This window comes from Pseudomonas sp. No.21, from assembly GCF_054558415.1.
In genome coordinates this window covers 341,539-356,279 of sequence record NZ_BAAJNO010000006.1, presented here as the reverse complement: position 1 = coordinate 356,279, position 14,741 = coordinate 341,539, and the positions used below count along the sequence as shown (strand labels likewise).

13 protein-coding genes are annotated in these 14,741 nt (G+C 67.9%); 7 read left to right on the top strand and 6 right to left on the bottom strand.

What is annotated here, in order from left to right:
• The first annotated feature begins 91 nt into the window (after positions 1-91).
• Positions 92-805, top strand: a complete 714-nt coding sequence (locus ACYJSS_RS14755; RefSeq protein WP_373874030.1) for a methyl-accepting chemotaxis protein — start codon at positions 92-94, stop codon at positions 803-805.
• 115 nt (positions 806-920) lie between these two features.
• Here ACYJSS_RS14755 and ACYJSS_RS14750 read toward each other — a convergent pair whose 3' ends face one another.
• Positions 921-1,709, bottom strand: a complete 789-nt coding sequence (locus ACYJSS_RS14750) for a TatD family hydrolase (RefSeq protein WP_111263634.1) — start codon at positions 1,707-1,709, stop codon at positions 921-923.
• Positions 1,710-1,793: 84 nt separating this feature from the next.
• Complete coding sequence (locus ACYJSS_RS14745) at positions 1,794-3,377, bottom strand: peptide chain release factor 3 (protein ID WP_111263635.1); 1,584 nt, start codon at positions 3,375-3,377, stop codon at positions 1,794-1,796.
• Between the two features lie 563 nt (positions 3,378-3,940).
• Here ACYJSS_RS14745 and ACYJSS_RS14740 point away from each other — a divergent pair.
• The 5 genes from ACYJSS_RS14740 (at position 3,941) to ACYJSS_RS14720 (ending at position 10,411) form a co-directional block, all read left to right on the top strand.
• Complete coding sequence (locus ACYJSS_RS14740; RefSeq protein ID WP_111263636.1) at positions 3,941-5,104, top strand: type III PLP-dependent enzyme; 1,164 nt, start codon at positions 3,941-3,943, stop codon at positions 5,102-5,104.
• Between the two features lie 220 nt (positions 5,105-5,324).
• A complete protein-coding gene (locus tag ACYJSS_RS14735; protein ID WP_236204752.1) occupies positions 5,325-7,943 on the top strand; it encodes a sulfite reductase flavoprotein subunit alpha in 2,619 nt (872 codons plus the stop codon).
• Between the two features lie 124 nt (positions 7,944-8,067).
• Complete coding sequence (locus tag ACYJSS_RS14730) at positions 8,068-8,814, top strand: 5-oxoprolinase subunit PxpA (RefSeq protein WP_111263638.1); 747 nt, start codon at positions 8,068-8,070, stop codon at positions 8,812-8,814.
• A complete protein-coding gene (gene pxpB, locus ACYJSS_RS14725) occupies positions 8,811-9,488 on the top strand; it encodes a 5-oxoprolinase subunit PxpB (RefSeq protein WP_111263639.1) in 678 nt (225 codons plus the stop codon). The genes ACYJSS_RS14730 and pxpB overlap by 4 nt, the downstream gene beginning before the upstream one ends.
• The gene (locus tag ACYJSS_RS14720; RefSeq protein ID WP_111263640.1) at positions 9,485-10,411 is read left to right on the top strand and encodes a 5-oxoprolinase subunit C family protein; all 927 of its coding nucleotides are present in this window, start codon (positions 9,485-9,487) and stop codon (positions 10,409-10,411) included. Before pxpB ends, ACYJSS_RS14720 begins: the two co-directional genes overlap by 4 nt.
• An 81-nt stretch (positions 10,412-10,492) precedes the next feature.
• Here ACYJSS_RS14720 and ACYJSS_RS14715 read toward each other — a convergent pair whose 3' ends face one another.
• Complete coding sequence (locus tag ACYJSS_RS14715) at positions 10,493-10,975, bottom strand: Lrp/AsnC family transcriptional regulator (protein ID WP_043244196.1); 483 nt, start codon at positions 10,973-10,975, stop codon at positions 10,493-10,495.
• A gap of 131 nt (positions 10,976-11,106) precedes the next feature.
• Between ACYJSS_RS14715 and ACYJSS_RS14710 the strand changes: the two genes are divergently transcribed.
• On the top strand, positions 11,107-11,742 hold the full coding sequence (locus ACYJSS_RS14710; RefSeq protein ID WP_111263641.1) for a LysE family translocator: 636 nt from the start codon (positions 11,107-11,109) through the stop codon (positions 11,740-11,742).
• A 140-nt stretch (positions 11,743-11,882) separates the two neighbouring features.
• On the opposite strand, the gene ACYJSS_RS14705 is transcribed toward ACYJSS_RS14710, so the two are convergent.
• From ACYJSS_RS14705 to ACYJSS_RS14695, 3 genes are read right to left on the bottom strand one after another with little or no spacing between them, the layout of a single operon-like run.
• Positions 11,883-12,854: a peptide ABC transporter ATP-binding protein gene (locus ACYJSS_RS14705; protein WP_111263642.1), complete on the bottom strand. Its 972-nt coding sequence runs from the start codon at positions 12,852-12,854 to the stop codon at positions 11,883-11,885.
• Positions 12,854-13,825 carry an ABC transporter ATP-binding protein gene (locus ACYJSS_RS14700; protein ID WP_043244193.1) on the bottom strand — a complete coding sequence of 324 codons (972 nt, stop codon included), beginning with the start codon at positions 13,823-13,825 and terminating at the stop codon, positions 12,854-12,856. Before ACYJSS_RS14700 ends, ACYJSS_RS14705 begins: the two co-directional genes overlap by 1 nt.
• 10 nt (positions 13,826-13,835) lie before the next feature.
• A complete protein-coding gene (locus ACYJSS_RS14695; protein ID WP_043244191.1) occupies positions 13,836-14,738 on the bottom strand; it encodes an ABC transporter permease subunit in 903 nt (300 codons plus the stop codon).
• Between the last annotated feature and the right edge of the window lie 3 nt (positions 14,739-14,741).

Below are 14,741 nucleotides of genomic sequence, written 5' to 3'. Positions count from 1 at the left end.
GCGCCAGGCGGGACGCGTGCAGAACGTCTCGGAGGAGAGCAACCAGGCCGTCGCCGGCCAGCGCAGCCAGATCGAGCAGGTGGCCACGGCGATGAACGAGATGTCCGCCACTGCCCAGGAGGTCGCCCGCAGTGCCGCCGCCGCAGTGAACAGCGCGCACAGCGTGAACGAGGAGACCGTCAGCGGCCGCGCCCTGGTGGAATCCCAGCTTGGCAGCATCGAGCGCCTGGCCCAGGAGATCGAGCAGTCGGTGAACGTGATCAACCAGCTCGCCTCCGACAGCGCCTCCATCAGCCGCGTGCTGGAGGTGATCAAGGGCATCGCCGAGCAGACCAACCTGCTGGCGCTCAATGCCGCCATCGAGGCCGCCCGCGCCGGTGAACAGGGTCGCGGCTTCGCCGTGGTGGCCGACGAGGTCCGTACCCTGGCCAAGCGCACCCAGCAGTCGACCGAGGAGATCGAGCAGATGATCGCCAAGCTCCAGGGCGGCGTTGGCGCGGCGGTCAAAGCGATGAACACCAGCCACCAGATGGCCGACGGCACCGTCAACCAGTCCGGCCGCGTGCAGCAGGCGCTGGAGAACATCCTGGGGGCGGTGGGCATGATCGTCGACCAGAACCAGCAGATCGCCGCCGCTGCCGAGCAGCAGACCGCCGTGGCCCACGACATCGACCAGAACATCGTCGAGATCAACAGCGCCGGCGAGCGCACCGCCCTGGGCGCCAGCCAGACCGAGCAGGCCAGCCGCCAGCTTTCCGAGCAGGTTGCGCAGCTCAAGCAGCTGATCGGCGCGTTCCGCGTCTGATCCGGTGCGCCACGCAAAAGCCCGCCGATTGGCGGGCTTTTTCGTTTATTGGAGGCGCCGCCGGTGGGCTGAAGCCCACCCTACATCTGGCCTGTGGAGCTTCGTAGCCCGGGCTTCAGCCCGGGAGGGGCTCCCAGCCGAACAGCTCGCAGGCGTTGCGGCTGCTGGCGGCGGCTAGCGCGTCCGGGGGGATGCCCAGCAAGTCGGCGAGATTGGCGCAGATGTCCGGCAGGTACTCGGGGCTGTTGCGTTGCTGCGGATGCATGGACGGCGCCATGTCCGGGGCATCGGTCTCCAGCACGATGGCTTCCAGCGGCAACTGCGGCACCACCTTGCGCAAGCGGTTGGCCTGGGGCCAGGTGGGGGCGCCGCCGAGGCCCAGGCGGAAGCCCAGCTTCAGGTACTCGCGCGCTTCCTCGACGCTGCCGGCGAAGGCGTGGACGATGCCGGCCCGTTGCAGGCGGAAGCGCTTGAGGGTGGCGATCACTGCCGCGTGGCTTCTGCGCACGTGCAGCAGCACCGGCAACTGTGCGTCGGCCGCGATGGCGAGCTGGGCCTCGAACAGCGCCTGCTGGGCGTCGCGGTCGAGGTCTTCGAGGTAATAGTCCAGGCCGATCTCGCCAACCGCGCAGAGCTTGGGGTGCCCGGCATGGGCCAGGAGCATCGTGCGCAGTTCATCCAGGTGGGCAGGCTGGTGTTCGCCCAGGTAGATGGGGTGCAGGCCGAACGCGGCGTAGAGGTCGTCCTGGGTGGTGGCCAGCTCCCAGATACGTTGCCAATTGCCCCGCGTCACGCCCATCAGCACCTGACGCTTCACGCCCAGCGCACGGGCGCGGTCGAGCACCTCGGCGCGGTCGGCGTCGAACTCGGGAAAGTCCAGGTGGGTGTGGGTGTCGATCAGCATCGGGGCGGCGGTCGCATCAGGGGATGGGGTACAGCCTAGCCCAGAGGCGCCGCCGGGAAGCGGCGCCTCGATCGGCGCTCGCGATCAGTGGTGTTCGCGGGTGGCGCGGAACTTGATGTCCGGCCAGCGCTCTTCCATCAGGGCCAGGTTGACGCGGGTCGGGGCCAGGTAGGTGAGGTGGCCGCCGCCGTCCACGGAGAGGTTCTCCATGGCCTTGTCCTTGAACTCCTTGAGCTTCTTCTCGTCCTTGCACTCGATCCAGCGCGCCGACCAGACGTTGATCTGCTCGTAGGCGCACTCGACCTTGTATTCCTCCTTCAGGCGGCTGGCGACGACGTCGAACTGCAGCACGCCGACCGCGCCGAGGATGATGTCGTTGTTGCGCTCGGGGAAGAACACCTGGGTGGCGCCTTCCTCGGCCAGTTCCTGCAGGCCCTGGCGCAGCTGCTTGGATTTCAGCGGGTCCTTCAGGCGCACGCGGCGGAACAGCTCGGGGGCGAAGTGCGGGATACCGGTGAAGCCCAGCGCCTCGCCTTCGGTGAAGGTGTCGCCGATCTGGATGGTGCCGTGGTTGTGCAGGCCGATGATGTCGCCGGCGAAGGCTTCATCGAGCTGCTCGCGCTCGCTGGAGAAGAAGGTCAGCGCGTCGGCGATCTTCACGTCCTTGCCCAGGCGCACGTGGCGCATCTTCATGCCCTTCTCGTACTTGCCCGAGCAGATGCGCATGAAGGCGATGCGGTCGCGGTGCTTGGGGTCCATGTTCGCCTGGATCTTGAACACGAAGCCGGAGAACTTCTCCTCGGTCGGCTCCACCACGCGCTCGTGGGCGGCGCGCGACAGCGGGCGCGGGGCCCAGTCGACCACGGCGTCGAGCACCTGGTCGACGCCGAAGTTGCCCAGCGCGGTGCCGAAGAACACCGGGGTCATGCGGCCCTGGTGGAACTCCTCTTCATCGAACTCGTGGCAGGCACCCTGTACCAGCTCGAGTTGCTCGACGAAGTTGTCATAGAGGTCGCCCAGGTGCGCGCGGGCTTCGTCCGAGTCGAGCTTCTCGATCACCTTGATCTCGGTGCGCTCGTGGCCGTGGCCCGGGGTGTAGACGATGATCTTGTCGGCGGCCAGGTGGTAGACGCCCTTGAAGTCCTTGTAGCAGCCGATGGGCCAGGTGATGGGCGCGGCCTTGATCTTCAGCACCGCCTCGATCTCGTCGAGCAGCTCGATGGGGTCGCGGATGTCGCGGTCCAGCTTGTTGATGAAGCTGACGATGGGCGTATCGCGCAGGCGGCACACGTCCATCAGGGCGATGGTGCGCGGCTCCACGCCCTTGCCGCCGTCGAGGACCATCAGCGCCGAGTCCACCGCGGTCAGGGTGCGGTAGGTGTCTTCGGAGAAGTCTTCGTGGCCGGGGGTGTCGAGCAGGTTGATCATGTGCTCGCGGTAGGGGAACTGCATCACCGAGGTGGTGATGGAGATGCCGCGCTGCTTCTCCATCTCCATCCAGTCGGAGGTCGCGTGGCGGTCGGACTTGCGCGACTTCACCGTACCGGCGACCGCGATCGCCTTGCCCATCAGCAGGAGCTTCTCGGTGATGGTGGTCTTACCGGCGTCGGGGTGGGAAATGATGGCGAAGGTGCGGCGTTTGGCGACTTCGGCGGCCTGGATGGTCATGGATATGTGCCTGGCTGGAAACGGTTGCAGGCCATGCGCGGCCCGAAAAGCGCGGAATTATAGCGGGAAACGCCCGGTGGATCAGTCCGCATGTCGCAGGCGGCGTGCCCGGCCTTTTCGGCACCCCTCGGGGCGATGCGCCTGAACCCTCGCGGGCATCATCGGTCTGTCAGAAAAGAGGGCCATGATCGCCTGGCCCGAGCACGCCCCGATGCGCTGCGAAGGCCGCCGGCAGCGGTTTTGTGCAGCATTCCATGACGGTTTGTTTTGAATACAGAACAGTCAACAGGTAACGCGACAAAGGGATGCGATAAAGCGGCATTTTTTGATTGATCTGCGCTTCCCATGGTCCTAAAGTTCGCGCCCGAACGTCCATGCTGGAAACGATCCATCCGGCTCAAGTACTGACGACGAGAGGTTGGCAGCCGCAAGGCTGTAGATCCTCGGCGACATGCCTTGGGAAGTAGGCGAACCAAAGTGGGGAAACGGATTAGACGTTCAGGCTTTTCGCACCAAGCCCATCCCTTGCAACTTTTGTGTTTTTTGCCCAATGGAGCCCCAGTATGTCGATCAAGGTCGAAGACTATTTCGCACCCGCCACTTTCCAGCGCATGAAGGCATTCGCCGATCAGCACGAAACCCCCTTCGTGGTCATCGACAAGCAGACCATCGCCGATGCCTATGACCAACTGGTCGGCTGCTTCCCCTTCGCCAAGATCTACTACGCGGTCAAGGCCAACCCGGCCACCGAGATCACCGAGCTGCTGCGCGACAAGGGCTCCAACTTCGACATCGCCTCCATCTACGAGCTGGACAAGGTGATGAAGACCGGCGTCGGCCCGGAGCGCATCAGCTACGGCAACACCATCAAGAAAGCCAAGGACATCCGCTACTTCTTCGAGAAGGGAGTGCGCCTGTTCGCCACCGACTCCGAGGCGGACCTGCGCAACATCGCCAAGGCTGCGCCGGGCTCGAAGATCTACGTGCGCATCCTCACCGAGGGTTCCACCTCCGCCGACTGGCCGCTGTCGCGCAAGTTCGGCTGCAACCCCGACATGGCCCTGGACCTGCTGATCCTCGCCAAGCAGCTGGGCCTGGAACCCTACGGCCTGTCCTTCCACGTGGGCAGCCAGCAGCGCGACATCGACGTGTGGGACGCCGCCATCGCCAAGGTCAAGGTGATCTTCGAGCGCCTCAAGGAAGAAGACGGCATCACCCTGAAGATGATCAACATGGGCGGTGGCTTTCCGGCCAACTACATCCAGCGCACCAACGCCCTGGAGACCTACGCCGAGGAGATCACCCGCTTCCTCAAGGAAGACTTCGGCGACGAGCTGCCGGAAATCATCCTGGAGCCGGGTCGCTCGCTGATCGCCAACGCCGGCATCCTGGTCAGCGAAGTGGTACTGGTGGCACGCAAGTCGCGCACCGCCGTGGAGCGCTGGGTCTACACCGACGTGGGCAAGTTCTCCGGCCTGATCGAAACCATGGACGAGTCCATCAAGTTCCCCATCTGGACCGAGAAGAAGGGCGAGATGGAAGAAGTGGTCATCGCCGGCCCGACCTGCGACAGCGCCGACATCATGTACGAGAACTACAAGTACGGCCTGCCCCTGAACCTGGCCAGCGGCGACCGCCTCTACTGGCTCTCCACCGGTGCGTACACCACCAGCTACAGCGCGGTGGAGTTCAACGGCTTCCCGCCGCTGAAGGCCTTCTACCTGTAAGCGCCGGCCCGAAGGAAAAAGCCTGCTCCGGCAGGCTTTTTTATGCCCTCGTGGTACCTGGGACCGCAGCGGCTGCCCAGGAGCCCGTGCCGTCGCGGCATGCCGGCTACGGGCGAAGGTAAATAGAAAGTAAAACGCGTCGAACACTCTGTTTGTGAAACTTATTCTCAAATAGAATCGCATCCCATCTGAGAATCCATGGCCTCCGTCCGACCGGCTGATGGCGGCTGTCTGTTTTCCACAAGGGGTCACCGTGTTCAAGAAAGTCCTGTTCCAGTTGCACTGGCTCCTCGGCATCAGTGCCGGCCTGGTGTTGTCCGTCATGGGCGTCACTGGCGCCGCCTACAGCTTCCAGGACGAAATCCTCGAATGGCTCAACGCCGATACCCTGCGCGTCGAGGTGCGGGACGCCGGCGTGCTGCCGCCGGCCGAACTGGTGCGCAGGATCGAGGCCGCCGAGGGCAAGCAGGTGTCCGGGCTCTGGGTCGAGACCCAATCGGGCAAGGCCGCACGGGTGTTCTTCATGCCACCGCCCGGCGAGCGCCGTGGCCCCATGCGCTGGTTCGATCCCTACAGCGGAGAATTGCTGGGCGAACCGGCTGGCCAGCCGTTCTTCGGCCTGATGCTGCAACTGCACCGCTTCCTCGCCATGGGCGAGACCGGCAAGCAGATCACCGCCGCCAGCACCCTGGCACTGATCTTCTTCTGCCTCTCCGGCCTCTACCTGCGCTGGCCGCGCCAGACCGGCAGCTGGCGCGCCTGGCTGACCCTGGACTGGGCGCGCAAGGGCCGCAGCTTCAACTGGGACCTGCACGCCGTGGCCGGCACCTGGTGCCTGGCGCTCTACCTCCTGGCCGCACTCACCGGCCTGTTCTGGTCCTACGAGTGGTACCGCGCCGGTCTGCAGCGCCTGCTGGCCGATGCACCCGTCGAACAGCAGCAGGGCAAGCCGGGCGAGCGCCGTGGTGAAGGCCGTGGCGAGCGCCGCGAAGGCGGCCGCCCGGGTATGCAGCAAGCCCCGTCGGGCCCGCCGCTGGTGGTGGACTACGACGCCGTCTGGGCCAGCATCCGCGAGGCGGCCGGCCCCGGCATGACCGCCTACAACCTGCGCCTGCCCCCGGTGGGCGGCCAGCCGGCGACGGTGTTCTTCCTGCTGGAGGATGCCGCCCACCCGCGCGCGCTGAACCAGATCACCCTCGACCCGGCCACCGGCAAGGTCGCCCGCGTCGAGCGCTACGCCGAGAAGAGCTTCAAGGCGCAGCTGCTCACCAGCATCTACGCCCTGCACGTGGGCGAGTACTTCGGCTTGCCCGGGCGCATCCTGATGATGCTGGCGAGCCTCGCCATGCCGCTGTTCTTCATCACCGGCTGGCTGCTCTACCTCGACCGCCGGCGCAAGAAGCGCGCGATCAAGGCGGCTCGTGGTGGCCTCGGCCAGGGCGGTGACGGCGAGCCCTGGCTGATCGGCTTCGCCAGCCAGAGCGGCTTCGCCGAGCAGCTCGCCTGGCAGAGTGCGGGGCAGCTGCAGGCCGCCGGCCTCCCGGTGCGTGTGCAGCAACTGGGCGAGCTGGACGCCGGGCAACTGGCCGAGGCGCGCAATGCCCTGTTCGTGGTCAGCACTTTTGGCGACGGCGAGGCCCCGGACGCCGCTCGCAGCTTTGAACGCAAAGTGCTGGGCCAGGCTTCGCAACTGGCTGACCTGCGTTTTGCCGTGCTCGCCCTGGGCGACCGCCAGTACCGGCACTTCTGTGGCTTCGCCCACCGCCTGCAGGCCTGGCTCCAGGGGCAGGGCGCCAACCCCCTGTTCGATACGGTGGAAGTGGACAACGGCGATGCCGGCGCGCTGCAGAGCTGGCAGCAACGACTGGCCGGCCTGTCCGGCTCCAGCCTGGTGCCGGCATGGACCGAGCAGCCTTTCGAAACCTGGACCCTGGACGCTCGCGAACACCTCAACCCCGGCAGCCAGGGTGAATCCACCTGGCTGCTGCGCCTGGGTGCCCCGGCGGGCAGCCGGATCAGCTGGCAGGCCGGCGACCTGGTGGAGATCCTCCCGCGGCAGGCCGACTCGCGCATCCAGCGCTGGCTCGACCAGCATGGCCTCGACGGCGAGGCCCCGGTCACCGTGGACGGCATCGCCCAGCCCCTGCGCCAGGCCCTGGGCGCGCGCCTGCTGCCGGACTCCTTCGAGCACCTGGTGGGCCTGCACCCGCAGGCGCTGCTGGATGCGCTGATCGTGCTCTCGGTGCGCCAGTACTCCATCGCCTCCCTGGAAAGCGACGGCGCCCTGGAGCTGATCGTGCGCCAGGAGCAGCACGCCGACGGGACCCTGGGCATCGCCTCCGGCTGGCTCACCCATTACCTGCCGACCGGCGCCAGCCTGCCGCTGCGCCTGCGTCGCAACGCCCGGTTCCACCGCCTGGAAGGCGAGCGCCCGGCCATCTTCATCGGCAACGGCACCGGCATCGCCGGCCTGCGTGCGCTGCTCAAGGCCAACGTCGCCGCCGGCAACGGCCGCAACTGGCTGCTGTTCGGCGAGCGCAACCAGGCCCACGACTACTACTGCCGCGACGAGATCGAAGGCTGGCTGGCCAGTGGTGAGCTGGAGCGGCTGGACCTGGCCTTTTCCCGCGACCAGGCACACAAGGTCTATGTGCAGGATCGCCTGCGCGAAGCCGGCGCCGAGGTCCGTGCCTGGGTCGAGGCGGGCGCGGTGTTCTATATCTGCGGCAGCCTGCAGGGCATGGCCGACGGTGTCGATGGTGTCCTGCGCGAGCTCCTGGGTGACGAGGGCCTGGACCGTCTCGCCGCCGAAGGCCGCTACCGCCGCGACGTGTATTGATCGGTTCATGGGCTGTGCTTCAGGCCCGGGTGTGCTTCCCGGGCTGAAGCCCGGGCTACGGGCGCGATCGACCTGTGGATAGCCCCATCTCGCACAGCCCGCCCGCTGTCGCCATAATCAGGCGATGAAAAATCGAATCCTGCTGAACTGCGACATGGGTGAAAGCTTCGGCGCCTGGGCCATGGGCGACGACGAGCACGCCATGCCCCTGGTGGACCAGGCCAACCTGGCCTGCGGTTTCCACGCCTCCGATCCCATGACCATGCTGCGCACCGTCGAGCTGGCCGTGGACCACGACGTGACCATCGGCGCCCACCCGGCCTACCCGGACCTGGTCGGCTTCGGCCGTCGGCGCATGGAGCTGCCGCCCGACGAGGTGCGTGCCCTGGTGCTCTACCAGATCGGCGCGCTGGATGCGTTCTGTCGCGCGTCCGGCACCCAGGTCGCCTATGTAAAGCCCCACGGCGCGCTGTACAACGACCTGGTGCGCAACGACGCCCTGCTGGAGGCGGTGCTCGACGCCTGCGCCAGCTACCGCAAGGGCCTGCCGCTGATGGTGCTGGCCCTGGCCGACAACCGTCGCGAGCTGCGGCTGGCCGATGCCGCCGACGTGCCGCTGATGTTCGAAGCCTTCGCCGATCGCGCCTACCTGTCCGATGGCCAGTTGGCGCCGCGCCGGCTGGAGGGTGCCGTGCACCATGACCCCGAGCGCATCATCGCCCAGGCGGTGGCCATCGCCCGGGGCGAGGCGTTCGTCGATATCGACGGCAAGCCCCTGCAACTGGTGGCCGACAGCCTCTGCGTGCACGGCGACAACCCCGGATCCCTGGCGGTGCTGCGACGCCTGCGAGCCCATCTGGACGCCTTGTGATCCGCATCGAGCCGGTCGGCGCCGAGGCGCTGCTGCTGGTGCTGGCCGACGAGCCGGATGCGCGCCTGCCGCTTCGTATCGCGCAGCTCGCCGACTCCATCCACCAGCGCCTGGGTTGCCAGCTCCGCGACCTGGTGCCGGGCTGGACCACCTTGCTGCTGCACTACGACCTGCTGCGCACCGATCCCACGCAGCTGGCCGCCGACCTGGAGCCGCTGCTGCAGCAGTGGCAGCGGACGACGGTGCCCGAGCAGGCAGGGCGCGTGCACGAAATGCCCGTCTGGTATGGCGGCGAGGACCTGGCCTGGGTGGCGCAGGCCTGCGGGCTGGACCCGGCCGAGGTGATCGAGCTGCACAGCGCCACCCTCTACCGGGTCGGTGCCATCGGTTTCGCGCCGGGGTTCGCCTACCTGGGCGAGGTCGATAGGCGCCTTGCCCTGCCGCGTCGCAGCAGTCCGCGCACGCGGGTGCCGGCGGGCAGCCTGGCCATCGCCGAGCGGCAGACGGCGATTTATCCACAGGCCTCACCGGGTGGCTGGCACCTGCTGGGCCTGTGCCCCCGACCGCTGTTCGATCCGGTGAGCGAGCCCCCGTGCCCGCTCGCACTGGGGGACTGCGTGCGCTTCGTGCCCATCGACGAACCCACCTATCGCCGCGAGCGGGGCGAGCCATGAACGGCCTGCGCCTGCTGAAGGCCGGGCCGCTGAGCCTGCTGCAGGACAGCGGCCGTCAGGGCTGGCAACACCTGGGTGTGTCGCCGGCCGGGCCCATGGATCGTCATGCCGCTGCCTGGGCCAACCGCCTGCTGGGCAATGCGCCGGGCCGCCCCCTGGTCGAGATCGCCCTGGGCGGCGTCGAGCTGGAGAGCCTCGGCGACACCTGGGTGGCACTGTGCGGCGCGGACCTGCCCATCACCCTGGATGGCGAGGCACGGCCCAACTGGTCACGCTTCGCGCTGCGCGCCGGGCAGCGGTTGACGCTGGGGTTCGCCCGCAGCGGCCAGCGGGCCTACCTCGCCATCGCCGGTGGCTTCCGTGTCGAGCCGGTGCTGGGCAGCGTCGCCTGCCAGGTGCGCGAAGGCCTCGGCGGGCTGGGCGGCCGGGGCGCGAGGCTGGCCGACGGCGACCTGCTGCCGGGCGGGGGCGGTCACTTCGAGCGTGGCGCCAGCGTGCCCTGGCCCTGGCAGCCGGACTACCGCGCCGAGCGGCCGCTGCGGGTGATGCTCGGCGGCGATGCCGGGCAGTTCGCCAACGACCAGTTGCAGGCCTTCTTCGAGCGGCCCTGGCAGCTCAGCCCGCAATCGGATCGCATGGGTGCGCGCCTGCAGGGCGAGGCGATCCGTGCGCCGCAGCGGCAATGGTCCCTGGGCGTGGTGCGCGGCACCGTGCAGGTCCCGCCGGATGGCCAGCCGATCATCCTCCAGGCCGACCAACAGACCATGGGCGGCTACCCCATCCTCGGCTGGCTGCACCCCCGGGACTGCGACCGCCTGGCCCAGTGCGCGGCGCACCAGAGGCTGCGTTTCCAGGCTGTGGATATCTCGGCGGTACAGGCCGAGGTGCGTGCGTTCCGCCGCTTCTTCGGCGCCGGTTCGTAGGGCGTCGGGTTGCACCCGACCTACAAGAGCCGTTTCGTTCCGCAGCCCGTGCTTCAGCACGGGAAGGGAGCCGCCGGTGTATCACCTCGGCAGGTGGTTGAGGGGCAATGGGCCCGGTGCCTTCACCGTCTGGATGGCGAAGTTGCTGCGGATGTCGCTGACGCCGGGCAGCTTGATCAGGTGGTTGGTGAGGAAGAGTTCGTAGGCGCGCAGGTCCGGCACCACCACTTGCAGCAGGAAATCCGCCTCGCCGGACACCAGGTGCACCGAGATCACTTCCGGCAGCAGCACCACCGCCTCGCGGAAGGCGTCGGCGCGGTCGGGGCTGTGGCGCTCGACCTTGATGCCGACGAACACCGTCAGGCCCAGCCCCACTTCGTAGCGATCCAGGTCGGCCTGGTACCCGCGTATCACCCCGGCTTCCTCCAGCAGGCGCACCCGGCGCAGGCAGGGAGAGGGCGACAGGCCGATCTCCTCGGCCAATTGCACGTTGCTCAGGCGGCCATCGCGCTGGAGAGCGGCGAGGATCTTGTGGTCGAAGGCGTCCAGTTTGAGATTTGGCATAAGTGGATGGTCATACTGTGGATAAGTGTTTGTTCGTGCTAAACAGTATCCTCTTCGTGGCGGAATACGCAAGCACCTGCCCTGGCCTTCGGGCATAGAATTTTCCTCTCACAGACGTGGAGGAGAAGGTGATGGCGGACATCGGCGTATTCCTGATGGCCCTGGCAGTGGCCTACCTGCTGCCGGGGCCGGACATGATCCTGCTGCTGCAGACCGGTGCCCGCCAGGGCCGCGCCCTGGCGCTGGCCACGACGCTGGGGCTGGCAGTGGCGCGCGCCTGCCATGTGGCGCTGGCGGGTCTGGGCCTGGCGGTGCTGTTCCGCACCGCGCCTTGGACCTTCGACCTGGTGCGTCTCGCTGGTGCGGCCTACCTGCTGTGGATCGGCGTGCGCATCCTGCAGACGCCGGCTTCGGACCTGGTGGCGGGCCCCGGAGGAGAAGGTGTTCCCCTGGGCGGTGCCTGGTGGCCGGCGATCCGCCGTGGGCTGTTGACCAACCTGCTCAACCCCAAGGCGCTGCTGTTCTGCTCGGTGCTGTTGCCGCAATTCGTCGACCCGGCGGCGGGGCCGCTGTTCGCCCAGTTCACCCTGCTGGGTGCGGTGCTGGTGGGCGTGGGCCTGGCCTTCGATGCCTGCTATGCGCTGGCCGGTGCCGGCATCGGGCGCTGGCTGGGCAGGCGACCGCTGGCCCAGCGCATCCAGCAATGGCTGTTCGGTGGTGTGCTGGTGGGCTTCGGGGTCAGGCTGGCGCTGTTGCGGGAGATGTAGGGCGGGTGAAACCCGCGTGACAGGGGATGTATGTGTCGGGTTTCACCCGACCTACGGGCATCGCGAATGAATTCGCTCCTACAGAGCGGTCATCACGGGCCAGCGAACCCCATCGTGGCGATGGGGTTCGTGGGGCGGGGTTACGGGGCGATGGTTTCGGCGTGGTGGCAGGCCACCTGGCGGGCGTCCAGCGGGCGCAGCTCGGGGACTTCCACCTTGCAGCGTTCGGTGGCGTAGGGGCAGCGCTTGTGGAAGGCGCAGCCGCTGGGCGGGTCGAGGGGGTTGGGCAGTTCGCCGACGATCTTGATCTTCGGCTTGGCCGGGTCCGGGTGGATGGTCGGCGTGGCCGAGAGCAGCGCCTGGGTGTAGGGGTGCAGCGGGCGGCTGTAGATCAGTTCCGCCGGGCCGATCTCCGCCGGGCGGCCGAGGTACATCACCAGCACGTCGTCGGCCACGTGCTGCACCACGGAGAGGTTGTGGGAGATGAACACGTAGCCGGTGTTGAAGCGTTCCTGCAGGTCCATGAACAGGTTGAGCACCTGGGCCTGGATGGAGACGTCCAGCGCCGAAGTGGGTTCGTCCGCCACCAGCACCTTGGGGTTGAGCATCATGGCGCGGGCCAGGGCGATGCGCTGGCGCTGGCCGCCGGAGAACATGTGCGGGTAGCGCTGGTAGTGCTCGGGACGCAGGCCCACCTGCTGCATCATCGCCTGCACCTGCTCGCGGCGTTCGGCGCGGGACAGCTGGGTGTTGATCAGCAGCGGCTCGGCCAACTGGTCGCCGATCTTCTGCCGTGGGTTGAGGGATGCGTAGGGGTTCTGGAACACCATCTGCACGTCGCGGCGCATCTGCTTGCGCTGGGCGCCGTTGGCGCGGGTGACTTCCTGCCCGGCGATCTGCAGCGAGCCGGAGCTGGGGATCTCGATCAGGGTCAGGGCGCGGGCCAGGGTGGACTTGCCGCAGCCGGATTCGCCGACCACGGCGAGGGTCTTGCCGGCCTGCAGTTCGAAGGACACGCCATTGAGGGCGCGCACCGTGGCCGTGCCTTTGAACAGGCCACGGGAGATGTCGTAGTGACGGGTCAGGTCACGGGCGGTCAGTACGGCACTCATCAGGCCACCTCGCCGAGATTAAGGGGGAAGAAGCAGCGCACCGCGCCGTGGTCGTGCGGGTCCAGGCCGGGGCGGCGTTCGCGGCAGCTGGCCTGGGCGTAGGGGCAGCGTGGCGACAGCAGGCAGCCATGGGGCCGGTCGTAGCGGCCGGGGACGATACCGGGCAGGGTGGCCAGGCGGCGCTGGCCCTGGCTGTGTTCGGGAATCGCCTTGAGCAGCGCTTCGGTGTAGGGGTGGGTGGGCGCGTCGAACAGGCGCGGCACCTCGCCTATCTCCACGGCCTGGCCGGCGTACATCACGCAGACGCGGTCGGCGGTCTCGGCGACCACGGCCAGGTCGTGGGTGATCAGCACCAGGGCCATGCCGTGGTCGCGCTGCAGGTCCAGCAGCAGGTCCATGATCTGCGCCTGGATGGTGACGTCGAGGGCGGTGGTGGGCTCGTCGGCGATCAGCAGCTTGGGTTCGGCGGCGATGGCCATGGCGATCGCCACGCGCTGGCTCATGCCCCCGGAGAGCTGGTGCGGGTAGGCGTCGAGGCGGCTGGCGGCGCCGGGGATCTCCACCCGTTCGAGCAGTTCGAGCGCGCGCTGGCGGGCGGCCCGGCCCTTGAGGCCGAGGTGCTGGTGCAGCACTTCCTCGATCTGGAAGCCTACGGTGTAGCTGGGGTTGAGGGCGGTCATGGGGTCCTGGAAGACCATGGCCAGGTCCTTGCCGACGATGTGCCGGCGCTGCTTGCCCTTCAGGCGCAGCATGTCGGTGCCGTCGAACTGCATGCTGTCGGCGGTGACCTTGCCGGGGGCGTCGATCAGGCCCATCAGCGCCATCATGGTCACCGACTTGCCGGAGCCGGACTCGCCGACGATGGCCAGCACCTCGCCCTTGTTCACGGAAAGGTCGAGGCCGTCGACCACCGGTACCGCATTGGCGTCGCCGAAGCGCACGCCGAGGTTCTTGATATCCAGAAGGCTCATGGTGGGCTCCTCAGACGGCATTCTTGAGTTTCGGGTCCAGCGCGTCGCGCAGGCCGTCGCCCATCAGGTTGATCGCCAGCACGCTGAGCAGGATGGTCAGGCCGGGCAGCGAGACCACCCACCAGGCGCGCTCGATGTAGTCGCGGGCGGAGGCCAGCATGGTTCCCCACTCCGGGGTCGGCGGTTGCACGCCGAGGCCGAGGAAGCCGAGGGCCGCGGCATCGAGGATGGCGGAGGAGAAGCTCAGGGTCGCCTGGACGATCAGCGGCGCCATGCAGTTGGGCAGCACGGTGATGAACATCAGGCGGAAGATGCCGGCACCGGCCAGGCGCGAGGCGGTGACGTAGTCGCGGTTGCGCTCGACCATCACCGCGGCGCGGGTCAGGCGCACGTAGGAGGGCAGCGAGACGATGGCGATGGCGATCACGGTGTTGATCAGCCCTGGGCCGAGGATGGCGACGATGGCCACCGCCAGCAGCAGCGAGGGCAGGGCCAGCATGATGTCCATCAGGCGCATGATCAGCATGCCCAGCAGCGGGGCGAAGCCGGCGATCAGGCCCAGCAGGATACCGGGCAGCAGCGACATCACCACCGAGGCGAGGCCGATGAGCAGCGACAGGCGCGCGCCGTGGATCAGCCGCGAGAGCAGGTCGCGGCCCAGTTCGTCGGTGCCGAGCACGAACTGCCACTGGCCGCCTTCGAGCCAGGCCGGCGGGGTGAGCAGGGCGTCGCGGAACTGCTCGCTGGGGTCGTAGGGCGCGATCCAGGGCGCGAACAGCGCGCAGATCACGATGAGGATCATGAAGGCAAGACCGCCGACGGCGCCCTTGTTGTGGGAGAAGGCCCGCCAGAATTCCTTCATCGGCGAGGGGTAGAGGATGGCCGGTTCGACCGTGTTCTGAGCGATGGTCATGTC

Coding starts and splice junctions, on each gene's coding strand:
- ACYJSS_RS14755 (WP_373874030.1), top strand. CDS start 92: ATGAACGAGATGTCCGCCACTGCCCAGGAGGTCGCCCGCAGTGCCGCC.
- ACYJSS_RS14750 (WP_111263634.1), bottom strand. CDS start 1,709: ATGCTGATCGACACCCACACCCACCTGGACTTTCCCGAGTTCGACGCC.
- ACYJSS_RS14745 (WP_111263635.1), bottom strand. CDS start 3,377: ATGACCATCCAGGCCGCCGAAGTCGCCAAACGCCGCACCTTCGCCATC.
- ACYJSS_RS14740 (WP_111263636.1), top strand. CDS start 3,941: ATGTCGATCAAGGTCGAAGACTATTTCGCACCCGCCACTTTCCAGCGC.
- ACYJSS_RS14735 (WP_236204752.1), top strand. CDS start 5,325: ATGGCGGCTGTCTGTTTTCCACAAGGGGTCACCGTGTTCAAGAAAGTC.
- ACYJSS_RS14730 (WP_111263638.1), top strand. CDS start 8,068: ATGAAAAATCGAATCCTGCTGAACTGCGACATGGGTGAAAGCTTCGGC.
- ACYJSS_RS14720 (WP_111263640.1), top strand. CDS start 9,485: ATGAACGGCCTGCGCCTGCTGAAGGCCGGGCCGCTGAGCCTGCTGCAG.
- ACYJSS_RS14715 (WP_043244196.1), bottom strand. CDS start 10,975: ATGCCAAATCTCAAACTGGACGCCTTCGACCACAAGATCCTCGCCGCT.
- ACYJSS_RS14710 (WP_111263641.1), top strand. CDS start 11,107: ATGGCGGACATCGGCGTATTCCTGATGGCCCTGGCAGTGGCCTACCTG.
- ACYJSS_RS14705 (WP_111263642.1), bottom strand. CDS start 12,854: ATGAGTGCCGTACTGACCGCCCGTGACCTGACCCGTCACTACGACATC.
- ACYJSS_RS14700 (WP_043244193.1), bottom strand. CDS start 13,825: ATGAGCCTTCTGGATATCAAGAACCTCGGCGTGCGCTTCGGCGACGCC.
- ACYJSS_RS14695 (WP_043244191.1), bottom strand. CDS start 14,738: ATGACCATCGCTCAGAACACGGTCGAACCGGCCATCCTCTACCCCTCG.